Here is a 13,175-nt window from a genome sequence, read left to right on the forward strand (position 1 = left end):
GCTACTTAATTTTAAAGGTGCAAAATTACATTATTTACCCTAACAATAAAACAATGACCCCTAAGGATTATTAATAATTCTTAGGGGTCTTTAATACAGCAAAGTTTAGTGTTATTTAGCAGCGACTACAGTGCCTTTGATTTTTAGTGTTTTCTTAATGACTTTAGCATTAGAAATAACCGTAATAGTTTTTGTGAAACTCCCCAATCTTTTGGTGTCGTATTTAATTTCTAATTCGCCTTGTTTTCCTGGTAGGATAGCAGCTTTTGAATATGATGGGACTGTGCAACCACAACTTGTTTTTACCTCTGAAATAACCAAAGGCGCTTTGCCTGTATTTGTAAAAGTGAAAACTTTTGTACCATCAGAACCTTGTATAATAGTACCATAATCTACAACCTCGGTTTCAAAATTAATAATAGCTACTTTTTCTAACATAGCCAAGTCTTGTGCTTGTACAATGCTTGTAACTCCCATGAGTAATACGGCGAAAAAAATGTTTACTGTTCGTTTCATAATTGAATAATTTTGTGATTAATGTATAGCAAACCTAAATTATGATGATGAAACTATAGTACAATGCTGGGTTGAAATTGGTACTAGTACCAGGGTTGAATTTTGTAATTACTTGTTAAACAGAGATTTTAGGCTGTCTCTTGAATTAACACCTAATTTTTTGTAGAGATTGTTTACGTGCGTTTTTACAGTGCTTACACTAACAAATAGTGTTTCAGCTATTTCTTTGTTTGTATGGCCTTCCAATATTAAATCAAGAATATTTTGTTCTTGTTTTGTGAGTTGATCTTTTGTTTCAGTCTTTAGTTTTTCTGTTTTTCTTTTAGATCTTGATATGAACCAGAAATTGATTAAAAGTGATATTGCTAATAAAGCTAAAAGGATATACATCCAATTAATGGAAGATGGAGTTGTTTTGGGTGAAATTAAATATTTGTCTGAAGTGATTTCGGCTTCATATTGCTTGACGTATGTAGAGTTTGGATATTTTTTTTCAAGCCTTTTTAGAACATTATCGTAATAAGGATTCTGTTTTAAGTCTTCTAGATAATATGAATGAAACGTACTTCTCCTGTCAGATAAAAACGAAAAAATATATAGTTCTGCTAAAGGTTCATCTAGCTGTTTTCCAAATTCTTGTAAAGACTTAAACCATTTTTTGTTGTTAAGGTCTCTGTTGGCTTTACTTCTGTATTCGGAGTAGGCAAATTTCATTTCCTCTTTTAGAGAGTCAATTCTTATAAAAGCTCCAGTTCTTGGGTTGGTAGATGTTATGTCGCAAAACATTTCAGCATCAAAAGACAAAGGAAAACTAATAGTGTCTGTGTCTTTGGCTATAAATAAAATGTCTTTACTATCTGCACAGTGGCCATTAAAATGATTGCTGTTGTGGTCTTGGGTTTCACAGTTATCCACATGTAATTTATAGATGCGATGTACAGTTTCTAATTGGTTGCCTGTAAATTGAAAATATCCAGAGGTGTCAGCAGTAGTTTTAGATATAATCTGTTCGTTGTCAATATTTTCAATTGTTCTGTAATCTTCAATAACAGATAGGTATACAGTATTGTGCCAACGTTCGGTATCAACAAAACCATTAAAATTATGCTGGGCAAAGCCTAGATAGTTAAAACAGATATAACAACAAATAAAACCCAAAAATCTCATAACACGAATCTACTATAAATTCTATTAACTTTAAATGTTAAGAGGGTAGTTTTGTTAATGTAACAAAATGTGCAAGTTAACGTCAAATAACTAATCATCAAACCGTACTGAATTTATTTCAGTATCGTTAAAAAATTATTATGAGTATTTTTAGAGTTATTCTTTCTATTATTTGTCCACCCTTAGCAGTTATAGATAAGGGTTGCGGTTCAATTATTATTGTGTTTTTGTTATGGCTTTGCGGTTGGGTTCCTGGAGTTATAGCTGCCTTAGTTATCTTAAATAATCCTAAGAATTAGCGTATCTTTGTTGGGATTTTTAAACCCAATAAAATATTTTAAATGAACAGATTTACCTTATTCTTTTTAGTGTGTGTTGCCTTATGTTTAACTAGTTGTCAGTTTTCTGAAAACATCTATCTTAACGAAGATGGCTCTGGTAGAATGGAGTTTAGTTTTGATGCTTCTGAGATTATGCAAATGGCAGGACAAAAAATGAGTGAAAATCCTGGAGAAAAAGATATGGATTCTACATTTACGTTTAAAGAGATATTTGATGAAAAGCGAGATAGTATTGCCAACTTATCCCAAGAAGAACAGGAAAAACTTAAAGCTATAGAGAAATTTTCTGTCCATATGCTCATGAGTGAAAAGGATAAGAAGTTTAACATGGAAATTTTTACCGATTTTAAAAGTACCAATGAATTACAAGATATGTTTTCAGCTTTAAATACAGTAAGTAATTTACAAGGTAAAAAAGCTGCCAAAATTAATGATCCTAATAATCCTTTTTCAGCATTTGCAAAAGGAGGAAATTCCAACCTAAGTTATTCGTTTAATAATGGTGTATTTAAGAGACAGGTTGCTGTGGTTGATAAAGAGCTACAAAAACAAATGATGGATAGTTTAGGGCAGGCGGCAATGATGTTTGCTAACTCAAAGTATAAGTTGAATTATCATTTCCCAAGAAGAGTAAAGTCTGTTTCTAACGATAAAGCTATGTTTAGTGCAGATGGAAAAACTGTTATCATAGAATATGGTTTAATGGATTATTTAACAAATCCTGAGGTTATGAATTTAGAAATTGTTTTAGAAGATTAATTTTGAATAAAAAAATTGAGCTGCAAGATTTAGGTTTTAAAGACTATAAAGATACTTGGGATTATCAAGAACAACTTTTTAAGGCTATTGTTGATACAAAAGTTAAAAATAGGCGAGAAGATGCTAATCTTGAAACCCAAAATTATTTTTTATTTGTAGAGCATCCTCATGTGTACACTTTAGGTAAGAGTGGAGATTTGTCTAACCTATTATTAAATGAAGCGCAGCTTAAAGAAAAAGGAGCATCCTTTTATAAGATAAATAGGGGGGGAGATATTACCTACCATGGCCCTGGACAAATTGTAGGGTATCCCATTTTAGATTTAGAAAACTTTTTTACCGATATCCATAAATATCTTCGATTCTTAGAAGAAATGATTATTCTTACCTTAGATGAATATGGATTAAAAACTGAGAGAAGCCCAGGAGAAACTGGGGTTTGGTTAGATGTAGGTACGCCATTTGCCCGTAAAATTTGTGCTATGGGTGTTAGGGCTAGCCGTTGGGTAACGATGCATGGATTTGCTTTAAATGTAAATGCAGATTTAGGATATTTTGATAATATTATTCCTTGTGGTATTCGTGGTAAGGCAGTTACCAGTTTAAATGTAGAGTTAGGGGTAGAAACAATAAATGAGGATGAGGTAAAAGAAAAGTTGTTAAAGCATTTTTCTAAGCTTTTTGAGGCTGAGTTTTTAATTATATCTTAATGAAAGTAAAAAGGGGGGTTAAAATCACATTATTGATTTTAAGTATTGCAATCGTAGCGTTAGTATCTTTTGCAACTTATAGCATTCTTATAATTGAACAAGCTAAGTTTGAGTATGAAATGTTGTTTTTATTAGCAACAATTCTTGGTGGTGTTTTGAGTATTGTTTACCAGATTAAAACCATGAAATTTTACAGGTCAAAAACTAAAAACCTCGAAATAACAGGAAGATTATTTTGGATTGGGAATATCTTGTTTTCATTAACTTTATTTTGCTTTTCGCTATACTTTTTATATTTCATCTATATAAGTTTCGAGAGTTTTGGTGGAGAAATGCCCATAAATATGCTAGTTACACTAGTAATTACAATTCTAATATTGGTCTTAGCTGTTTTTCTAGCTTTAGAAACAAGTGCGCTTTATAAAAGAATTATTAATCATGAAGCACGCAATTATGTAGATTCCATTGATGATATAAAAGGACATCAAGGCGAAGATTTTGATTTTTAAAACGTCTTTTTGTCCAGCATAACAAGACTTAAGCCGTTTAGTTTTCTGCGTTAAAAAACACTTTATAGTAATGCATTTTCTTCTCATCATCGTAGCCACGTTCTAGATATTCTGTTGATGCATCTGGGGCATCGATGTCTAGTTTTATTTGAATATTTGTGTCAAGTTTAATATCGGTTTTTATCTTACGCTTTTCTTTGTTTACAACAGCCTCTGCAATATCAAATTGATTTCTTATTACCAGGTTCTGCTCACCCTCAAACTCTTTTTTATAAGTATCAAATTCTCTTTTGTGCTTGTCTTCTTCAAAAAGCTCATCTTTAAATCGCTCTACATTTACAATTTCATTTTCTTTAAAGAAATCTATGGTTTTTGCTAAAAAGGTGTTTTGTTCTTGCGCCCCATAAGTTGTTTTTAAAATCTCAGTAGAAAAATCTTTGCAAAGTTCAATGTACTGCTGTGTATGGCTATTGGCATCATCAGCATATTTTATGTTTAGAAAATGATTGGTCCAATATTGGGCATCATAACTATTATTATCAATACTAAAAATGATATTTCCTTCAGAATCACTTTGGTTTAAAATCAAACAACCTTTGTCAACTTTTTTGGAGCTAATCCCTTTTTGGACTAGCACATCATAACTATTGTTTTCTAAATAAGTTTGGAAAAAATTTACTTTGCTTTCAATTTTAAAAATACCTATAGCATTGGTGGTAATGTCTCTAAATTCTATACCCTCAAACTCTACAACCAAGACATCTCCGGTTTTTATGTTTGCTGAATTAGATTGTTCATACAAATGCATTACTATGTGTTTAGAAACTTCTATGAAAGCATCATCTTCAGTAAATAATTGAGCTGAGTAGGTGTTTATTTCGTTTAAGGCAACATTTGCATGATGATTAAAACGATAGCTTTGTACAGCGCTGCCAAAAGGTTTTAAAAGAAACGGTAGCATTAAATCGTAACTAGCTTCATCAAAATCTACAGTTTTTTCTGAAAAGGCATTTTTGGTATCGCTAAACTTATTGCCAACTTTATGGATGATGAATTTTGAAATAGAAGCGTTTTTCCGTGAAATCATAAGTAAATTATTCAGACTACAATAGTATTAAATTAAGTTGAAAGTTGAGCAAAAAAGGCGCCAAAGCAAAAGCACTTTGACGCCTAGATTCGAGGACTTGTATTTTGGTGGTTAAAAATTATTTACTAAAACTAGTAAGCTCAGAATATCCCATTAGTTTTCCTTTTTTGTTATACGATTCTGTTTTTACAACTCCAACACCTTCAGCTATCCATTCTTTTATTGTAAACGATGTTTTTATGCCCATTTTTACTTCAGAATCATAACTTAACGCATAACAATCAAATGAACCTGCTGGGGTAGTTATGTTTTCCTTAGCATCCACTGTTCTATTGATGATGTCCATGGTCATCTTCATATTCATGCCTCCCATATTTATGGTCATAATCATATTAGCGTTTTTAAGCTTTTTTCCAATGTCTAAATCGTTAGGCAATTCAATATTGGTTCCAGATACATCAATATCCATATCCTTATACTGTTGTAGCATTTCTGGACTAATTAAAGATTTAAAATCTATTGAAATACTATTGCCTTCACACATTATGTTGTATGATGTAGTAGTAACTTCCTTATCCTTTTCGTCTAAAATTACAGCTTCAATAGTCGCTGTGTTTCCCTCAACGTTTGAAATAGTATACTTTACAACACCTTCTTTTTTACCTTTTTTATTATAATTTGTAATTTCAAAAGTAGTGCCCTTTTTATGAGGGTAATATACACTACAGGCATCTTGTCCAGTAGCACAGAAACTAACACATAGCGTTAATAATAATGATATAAAAATCTTTTTCATAATCACATAGTAATAAATTCTACACGTCTGTTTTGTGCTTTTCCATCGGTAGTGTTATTGTCTCCAACAGGTTCTCCTTCTCCTTTTCCGTCAGCCTCAAGTCTGTCGCTCGAAATGTTATATATGCTAATAAGTGCATTTTTTACTGCTTCTGCTCTAGCTTTGGATAGTTTTAAATTAGCTTCATCAGACCCATCAGCATCTGTGTGGCCTATAATTTTTAAATTTATACTATCATCTTGCATTAAAACTTGGGATATTTGACGAACAATACCTAAGGATTGCGGTTGGATATTCGCTGAACCAGAGTCGAATAAAATACCATTGGTGGAAATTTTACCTTCAGACATAAGTTTACGTCTTAAATCCACACCACCTTCTGCTATTTTTAAGTTTGAAATATACAAATGCTCCTTGCCATCAGCTAGGCTATTTAAATGAAATTTTAAATATTTTAAAATATTGACCTCTTGAATAAATCTTGGGATATCAATATATTTGGTTTGATTTACCCATAGTCTAAATCGTTTTTTAGTGACAGAAATAGCAATGTGAGGTTGGTTTAAAACAGCTTTCCTAACATCAGCTTTAATATCTGTATTAATGGTTCCTCCATCGCTTGTGAAATAATTCCTGGCTCTTAAAGAAAAAGCGCCATATTGTCCCAGGGGAATTGATACGAAAGCATAATTAGTACCATCATTAAATTTGTCATTGTCGCTTAAATACACTGCAAGCTTTGCGGTAGATGATGTTTGATTGCTAATACCTTTGGTTAGAATATCAAACTCTATTGTGTAATCTTCTGGTAAATCTTTTACATCGGGTATGTAATACACACCATAACCTGTTTTAAGCTCAAACCATTTGCCTTTGTTTCCTATTTTTACCACTTCGCCAGAAGCATTAGTATTCCATTTGCTTGGGAAGTCGCCAATAAAGTCTCTAGAGAAATCATCAAAAAATAAAAGTTTGTCTCCAGGAACAAAATCATATTTACTGTAAACTTCTAAATCGTCAGATATGTTTTTATCTTCTTTAACTTCCGCTTTAGTATTGTCTTCATTGTTAGAGGGGTTATTCTCAGGATCACTTTCATTGGAAGTTGTCTCAGGCTCTTCTTCTTTATCTCGTTTACGTTGTCCTAGAAGTAGTTCCTTAGAAGTTTTAATACTATACTTCAACGCCTTTTTTGCCTTATTGATTTGAAGCGTAGCCTTACCCTGTTTTAAAACACTAGCGCCATCTATGTCTCCCAAAATATCTGGAGCACTTGCGCTAAGCCCTTCTAAATCGTCAAGTGCGTCTTCTAAAACATCAATGTCTTCATCGTCTAACGGTGTTCCCGCTTCGGCATAGCCATCGTATTTGTATACTTTATCATAAATATCGAAAGACTCCTGTACAAAGCTGTCAACACTAGAAATGCCTACACGACTTTTTGGGCGTTTAAGCTGTTTGGTTTGGGCGTCTAGTGATGGGATCAGGAATAAGAAAAATGATCCAAGAATTAGAATGCTTTGCGCATCTTTCAAGAATTTCATTAACAAAAGTTTGATTAATAGCTGTGGTAAATATAGATATTAGTTTTTGAGTATCAAAAAGCTTAAGTAAATTTAATCAACATTTATATGTTAATTATCTCATTGTAAATAAGCTAGTTAATTTGATATAGTATAATGGTATTTGTATCGCCTTTGGTAACAAACTCTAAACTTTTGTCTCTGTCAACGTTGTCTAATACAATTGAGGAATTACCATATACAGGGAAATTTGGTATTAGTTTGCCTTGGCTATCGAATAGGAGTACTTTTTTTGCTTGGAGGTCGGTAATGGAAACATAGATTTTATCGTTTAAATAAAAAATGGTTGGTCTGGTGTAGTTGCCATAATCCAACTCTAAAACCCTACTCTTTATACCTAATTTATTATCGTGAAATGTTACTCTTGTTTTACTTGTAGTCTCTAAATTATGATTGTTGGTTAGATTTAAATTTACAAGAGCTACATTGCCTCTGGTATCAATACTAACTAATTTTCCATCTTTTGTGGTTGTGGTAAATTTATTTTGATAAAGGAAAACAGGTTCGTTCGAATAAGTGTTGCTTGATTTTGGAGCTACTCTAACTCTCCCAATACGATCCAAGATGTGAAGTTTGTTTTTAGTTTTAAAAACTAAGTAATCTTTATTGCCAATTCTAAAGTGTTTTGGTTGGCTTATAATATTGCTATTCACACTCTTAAAAGTAAAACCTGATACTATTTTGCCTCTCGCATCATACATCAATACATCTTTTCCTTGAGTAACTAGTAAACGATATTTTTTGTTTTTATCATAGTCAAAAACCGAGAGCGGTTGCGTAATTACATCATTAAATTTTAAAGGAAAAGGCGCTACATCTCTTCCTTTTCTATCAATAACATAAACGTTATGTGCTGTGGCAAAAGCTAATTGGAGCCTGCCATTTTTATACATATCAATTTGTTCAATTTTCCCAATGATAGCACCATTGAGTTGTTTTTTCCAAAGAACTTTTCCTTTGTTAGAAATTAGATACAGCTTATTGTTGAGATCCTGAACTACAATTTCTTTTTCTTTAGTAATATGGTTTTTAACAAATTGCGGTGTATTTAAAATTTCTGTGTCCAATTTTATATTGAAACTTTCAGAAATTGAGTGTTGTGCTTGTTTTTGTTTGCCTTTTATAACACCAGCATGAATATGAGCAAAATCGGTATCATAAATATATTGGGTTGCAAAAAGACTATGGTTTTTAAAATTGTAATTTTTTTTAAAGACGATATCTAAAAGCTCAGGTCTGGCGGCAAACATTAAAGAACTCTCACTGCTTAGGTTTTCACTTAGAGCCTTAAAATAACCGCGACTACCCATGGTGGTTTTGTTTTGGTAGTTGGCAATAATATTTTGCAAAAGCTCTGTAGACTCTGCAAAAACAAAGTAATTTTCAATGATGCAGTATTTTGAGGGTGTAATGCGATTATTAATGAGGGGAGTGAATGTTTCCGCAAAAATTTCAGATTTAGTAAACTCAAAAATTTCAATACCCCGATAGGTTGTTATTTTATTTTGGTTGTCCAGTAGGGCATCTTGGGTGGCAATGGCATCAATGGAGTTTAGTACAACAGCACGTTTTTCATTTTCATAAATTATCCCAACTTCTGTAATGGCATTAAATAGAGGTGCGCTTTCAGATATAGAGTCTCTAGTACGGTAATGCAAGATGTTTTCTTTCAAAACTTGAAAGTCATCAAACGTGAAACTTAAATACCCGTCGCTGTTACCAGGTGTAATATGTTGCATTTGGTTTTCCTGAGGTATAGTGTTTTTAAATACATCGATAATCTTTCTAGAAGTATCTAAAGATTTTGCAATACCGTTTATATAGATGTCATCTTGTGATATCTCTATGTCTAAGGCTAAAAAATCACTTAAATTACTTGAGTTTAATGTATCCTCTACAAAAAAAGAGGGAATTAGAGAACTGTTTGTTTTTGATAGAATGGATAGGTTTTCATTTGCTCCTGCAACATTATATAGGTGTTTTAGACCTGATGACTTTTCTGAGTCCTTAAAAGCATCATTAATTATGGTTTCTGAAGACGATAAAATAAAAGTACTATCAACCAATGCACTGAAAAAAACGGTATTTTCAATTGTTGATTTTGTTATGGTATGCGATTTGTATTTGAGTTTTTCTTGAATGTAATTTTTTAAAGAATCAGTTTTAAATAATGACTCAGAATATTTGGCTACTACAGTACATGCTACGCTATCGCTTAAAGTTTTTGATAGGCAAATTAAAACCTCCCCACTAGGGTTTAGTATTGCTGTATGTTGTAGTTTAATTTGTAAATCTTTATAAATGCTAGCATCGGGTAGTGTATTTAAAAGCGTGTTGTTCTCAATTGCAGCTTTTAAACTTTCAAAATTTGATGTTTTTATAATGATTTCTGAATCTTGAGGTGCAAAATCAATTAATTGGAGTCGCTTGTTTTTGGAGTTTGTACAGCTTAAAATGGATAGGGATAGGAGGGTGTACAGAAAGAATTTCATGGAATCATCAAATTTCTGCTAAAATATAAAATGAGATATAAAAAGAAGATACTACTCAATATGTTTATTAACTGAGTTATGCTATAAATGACAAAAAGTATTGAAATCTATAAATCCAATTTTAACTGTTCTGGTAATAACTTAAAAGATGTTCTGTGGTATTTAGTGATACCGTACTTTTTTATAGCCTCTCTATGTTGCTTTGTGGGATAGCCCTTGTTTTGCTTCCAATTATACATTGGGAATTCTTCATGGATTTTATTCATGTAGGCATCGCGATAGGTTTTTGCTAAAACAGATGCTGCAGCAATACTCAAGTATTTTCCGTCTCCCTTGATGATGGTTTCATGAGGAATGGATCGGTAGGGTTTAAATTTATTTCCGTCAACAATAATAAATTCAGGTAGGGTTTTAAGCTTGTCAATAGCTTTGTGCATAGCTAAAATAGATGCGTTTAAGATATTAATTTGGTCAATCTCATCTTGAAACACGTGAGATACGCCGTAACACAATGCGTCATTTTCAATTATGGGTTTTAAAGCTTCACGTTTTACCTCGCTTAATTGTTTTGAATCGTTAAGAATTTCATTTTTAAAGGTGTCAGGTAAAATTACGGCGGCTGCAGTTACTGGACCAGCTAAGCACCCACGGCCAGCTTCGTCAGTACCACATTCATAAGTGTGTTTGGTGTGCTTAAAAATTAGCATGAATCAAAAGTATTATGAATAATTTAATATATCAACTAAATAATTTTTTCATTTTACGACGTTATCATATTTTGTATTTACATTTGCAACGTTTTTAAAGTTTTTATGCAGAAGTTAGCTTTTCTATTGTTTTTTGTGTTGTATACTACAGTGGTTTTTGGTCAAGGAGATCCGTCACAAATGCCTATTTTAAAAAAAACACCTCCAAAAACGCAAAAAACAGATAGTACAGCAAATACCAAACAAAAGTCTAAAGAGAGTTTGTTGGGAAAATTGACCAAAAAAAAAGGGGAAGATGGTGAGGAAAAAGCTAAAATTCAAGATTATCTTATCATTTCTCATAACAGGGATACCACCTTTGTAGATACTACTTTAACCATTCAAAAGGAATACAAATTTAATTATCTAAGGAGAGACAATTTTGGGTTAATGCCATTTTCTAATTTAGGGCAGACCTACAATAGCTTAACATATAATTTTCAGAATACCGATCTTTTGCCGCTATTTGGTGCTAGGGCTCGACATTTTAATTATATGGAGGTGGAAGATATTTATTATTACAAGGTACCAACCCCATTAACAGAACTTTTTTACAAAACCGCATTTGAACAAGGGCAATTAGCTGATTCCTTTTTTACAATAAATACGACCCCAAGGTTTAATTTTTCAATAGCTTATAAGGGTTTGCGTTCACTGGGGAAATATCAGCATATTCTAACAAGTACAGGTAATTTTAGGTTTACTACAAATTATAAAACTAAAAATAACCGATATGAAATGCGAGGGCATGTTGTGATGCAAGATTTACTAAACCAAGAAAATGGCGGACTGCAGGATAATGATATTGAAAATTTTGAATCTGGGGCAGAGGACTTTTTAGATAGGGCTATTTTTGATCCTAATTTTGAAAACGCTGAAAATATTCTGAGAGGAAAGCGTTTTCATTTAGATCATGCTTATAATGCACTTAATAAAGTAGTAAAAAAGGTAAAGCCTAAAAATCCAAAAGATTCAATATCAACATATAAGTTGGCGTTAAACCATGTAGTTTCATTTGAAGATAAATCGTTTCAGTATGACCAAACAAGTCAAAGCACTCTTTTTGGAGATGCCTTTACAAGTTCAAGTTTTAGAGATCGTGTAACTCTAGAGCGGTTGTACAATCAATTTGAACTTAGTTATCTTAATGATGAATTGGGAGATTTTAGAGTAAACATCAGTAATACACACTACAATTATGGTTATAATAAATTGGTGGTGTTTAATGATAGAACAATAACCAACCGTTTAAAAGGTAATGTTTATGCGGCAGGAGGAAAATACCGTAAATTTTACAGAGGTTTCAATATACAAGGAGAAGTAGGTATCAATATTGCAGGAGATTTTACGGGTAACTTTATAAAAGGAGAAGCATCTTATAATGTGTCGGACGACATATTTGCCATAGTGTCTATAAATCATAGTTCCCGGGCCCCAAACTTCAATGCGTTATTGTATCAAAGTAATTATCAAGATTATAATTGGCAAAATAGCTTTGGTAACACAGAAACCCAACAGTTGGCATTTCAAATCAAGTATAAGCAATTGGTAAATCTCTCCGTTGATTATTCTGCAATTTCAGATTATGTTTATTTCAAACAAGATGAAAACATTACAGAAACGGAATCTATCAGAGCATATCAAAACAATGCCACGATTAATTATCTAAGAGCAAAACTGGAGAACGAGATAAAAGTAGGTAAGTTTGCCTTAAATAATACTGTGCTATATCAAAATGTACAGGACGATAATAACGTATTAAACGTACCCCAAATCACAACACGAAATACGCTCTATTTTGGTTCAGATGTATTTAAAAGGGCTATGTACTTACAAACGGGAGTAACGTTAAATTACTTTACCAAATACTTTATGAATGGTTATAATCCTGTTCTAGCTGAATTTTATGTACAAAACGATAGGGAGTTTGGAGAGTTTCCAAGATTAGACTTTTTTATCAATGCCAAAATCCGACAAACCCGTATTTTTCTAAAAGCAGAGCATTTTAATTCAGCAATTACGGGATACAATTATTACGCAGCACCTAATTACCCATACCGAGATTTTACAATTAGATTCGGTATAGTTTGGAACTTCTTTTTGTAACTATAATTTTTCAGACAGTGTTTCTCGGTACATCGATATAAGCTTGAGTGTTTACATTGGGAATCATTTGGGAGATCAGACAGGTCTAGGGGCGTTCCGGGGTCGGTTTTTGGCTTTGGCCCTTTCCATGGGACGGTGCTCCATATATACATATATCTATATGTATAAGTTAATCTATGTCAGTCAGGGTGCCAGAGCATGCCAGGTTGCCTGTGCAGGTCACAGGGTCTCAACACCTCACACCATCTATGTGGCGACTAACACAAAAACTTTTTCCCTGTAACCCCCACGTAATAAGGGTCTTAAAAACGAGTTTAAAAAAAGGGCAAAAAAATATGAAAAAAGCCATTGCGCAATTAAAAA

Annotated in this window: 13 protein-coding genes; 6 read left to right on the plus strand and 7 right to left on the minus strand. The window is 32.5% G+C overall.

Annotated features, from left to right (window positions below; genetic code table 11):
• Positions 1–111: 111 nt before the first annotated feature.
• Entirely contained in the window at positions 112–516 is a 405-nt protein-coding gene (locus tag JS605_RS11140; RefSeq protein WP_203257800.1) for a DUF1573 domain-containing protein, read from the minus strand.
• Between the two features lie 108 nt (positions 517–624).
• Positions 625–1,683, minus strand: coding sequence for a helix-turn-helix domain-containing protein (locus tag JS605_RS11145; protein WP_203257801.1), 1,059 nt, complete (start codon positions 1,681–1,683; stop codon positions 625–627).
• Positions 1,684–1,823: 140 nt separating this feature from the next.
• Between JS605_RS11145 and JS605_RS11150 the strand changes: the two genes are divergently transcribed.
• From JS605_RS11150 to JS605_RS11165, 4 genes are read left to right on the plus strand one after another with little or no spacing between them, the layout of a single operon-like run.
• Positions 1,824–1,982: a YqaE/Pmp3 family membrane protein gene (locus tag JS605_RS11150; protein WP_130937416.1), complete on the plus strand. Its 159-nt coding sequence runs from the start codon at positions 1,824–1,826 to the stop codon at positions 1,980–1,982.
• 42 nt (positions 1,983–2,024) lie between these two features.
• A complete protein-coding gene (locus tag JS605_RS11155; protein WP_203257802.1) occupies positions 2,025–2,783 on the plus strand; it encodes a hypothetical protein in 759 nt (252 codons plus the stop codon).
• Between the two features lie 2 nt (positions 2,784–2,785).
• On the plus strand, positions 2,786–3,493 hold the full coding sequence (gene lipB, locus JS605_RS11160; protein WP_203257803.1) for a lipoyl(octanoyl) transferase LipB: 708 nt from the start codon (positions 2,786–2,788) through the stop codon (positions 3,491–3,493).
• Entirely contained in the window at positions 3,493–4,002 is a 510-nt protein-coding gene (locus JS605_RS11165; RefSeq protein WP_203257804.1) for a hypothetical protein, read from the plus strand. The genes lipB and JS605_RS11165 overlap by 1 nt, the downstream gene beginning before the upstream one ends.
• 37 nt (positions 4,003–4,039) lie before the next feature.
• Here JS605_RS11165 and JS605_RS11170 read toward each other — a convergent pair whose 3' ends face one another.
• The 5 genes from JS605_RS11170 to JS605_RS11190 all read right to left on the minus strand — a co-directional run bounded on the left by JS605_RS11170 (position 4,040) and on the right by JS605_RS11190 (position 10,667).
• Positions 4,040–5,089, minus strand: coding sequence for a nucleoid-associated protein (locus JS605_RS11170; protein ID WP_203257805.1), 1,050 nt, complete (start codon positions 5,087–5,089; stop codon positions 4,040–4,042).
• Positions 5,090–5,207: 118 nt separating this feature from the next.
• Entirely contained in the window at positions 5,208–5,885 is a 678-nt protein-coding gene (locus JS605_RS11175; protein ID WP_203257806.1) for a TapB family protein, read from the minus strand.
• Positions 5,886–5,887: 2 nt separating this feature from the next.
• Positions 5,888–7,429 carry an OmpA family protein gene (locus JS605_RS11180; RefSeq protein ID WP_203257807.1) on the minus strand — a complete coding sequence of 514 codons (1,542 nt, stop codon included), beginning with the start codon at positions 7,427–7,429 and terminating at the stop codon, positions 5,888–5,890.
• 113 nt (positions 7,430–7,542) lie between these two features.
• Positions 7,543–9,960 carry a ribonuclease HII gene (locus tag JS605_RS11185; protein ID WP_203257808.1) on the minus strand — a complete coding sequence of 806 codons (2,418 nt, stop codon included), beginning with the start codon at positions 9,958–9,960 and terminating at the stop codon, positions 7,543–7,545.
• A gap of 107 nt (positions 9,961–10,067) precedes the next feature.
• A complete protein-coding gene (locus JS605_RS11190) occupies positions 10,068–10,667 on the minus strand; it encodes a ribonuclease HII (RefSeq protein WP_203257809.1) in 600 nt (199 codons plus the stop codon).
• Positions 10,668–10,772: 105 nt separating this feature from the next.
• Between JS605_RS11190 and JS605_RS11195 the strand changes: the two genes are divergently transcribed.
• Both JS605_RS11195 and JS605_RS17540 read left to right on the plus strand, forming a co-directional pair.
• Positions 10,773–12,812, plus strand: a complete 2,040-nt coding sequence (locus JS605_RS11195) for a putative porin (RefSeq protein WP_203257810.1) — start codon at positions 10,773–10,775, stop codon at positions 12,810–12,812.
• Positions 12,813–12,988: 176 nt separating this feature from the next.
• A partial coding sequence (locus JS605_RS17540; RefSeq protein ID WP_239000327.1) for a hypothetical protein occupies positions 12,989–13,175 on the plus strand: 187 nt, incomplete at its 3' end.

Source organism: Hyunsoonleella ulvae (assembly GCF_016827605.1).
Classification (GTDB): domain Bacteria; phylum Bacteroidota; class Bacteroidia; order Flavobacteriales; family Flavobacteriaceae; genus Jejuia; species Jejuia ulvae.

Excerpts from the sequence above, each read along its gene's own strand:
- JS605_RS11140 (WP_203257800.1), bottom strand. The coding sequence starts at position 516 with ATGAAACGAACAGTAAACATTTTTTTCGCCGTATTACTCATGGGAGTT.
- JS605_RS11145 (WP_203257801.1), bottom strand. The coding sequence starts at position 1,683 with ATGAGATTTTTGGGTTTTATTTGTTGTTATATCTGTTTTAACTATCTA.
- JS605_RS11150 (WP_130937416.1), top strand. The coding sequence starts at position 1,824 with ATGAGTATTTTTAGAGTTATTCTTTCTATTATTTGTCCACCCTTAGCA.
- JS605_RS11155 (WP_203257802.1), top strand. The coding sequence starts at position 2,025 with ATGAACAGATTTACCTTATTCTTTTTAGTGTGTGTTGCCTTATGTTTA.
- JS605_RS11165 (WP_203257804.1), top strand. The coding sequence starts at position 3,493 with ATGAAAGTAAAAAGGGGGGTTAAAATCACATTATTGATTTTAAGTATT.
- JS605_RS11170 (WP_203257805.1), bottom strand. The coding sequence starts at position 5,089 with ATGATTTCACGGAAAAACGCTTCTATTTCAAAATTCATCATCCATAAA.
- JS605_RS11175 (WP_203257806.1), bottom strand. The coding sequence starts at position 5,885 with ATGAAAAAGATTTTTATATCATTATTATTAACGCTATGTGTTAGTTTC.
- JS605_RS11180 (WP_203257807.1), bottom strand. The coding sequence starts at position 7,429 with ATGAAATTCTTGAAAGATGCGCAAAGCATTCTAATTCTTGGATCATTT.
- JS605_RS11185 (WP_203257808.1), bottom strand. The coding sequence starts at position 9,960 with ATGAAATTCTTTCTGTACACCCTCCTATCCCTATCCATTTTAAGCTGT.
- JS605_RS11190 (WP_203257809.1), bottom strand. The coding sequence starts at position 10,667 with ATGCTAATTTTTAAGCACACCAAACACACTTATGAATGTGGTACTGAC.
- JS605_RS11195 (WP_203257810.1), top strand. The coding sequence starts at position 10,773 with ATGCAGAAGTTAGCTTTTCTATTGTTTTTTGTGTTGTATACTACAGTG.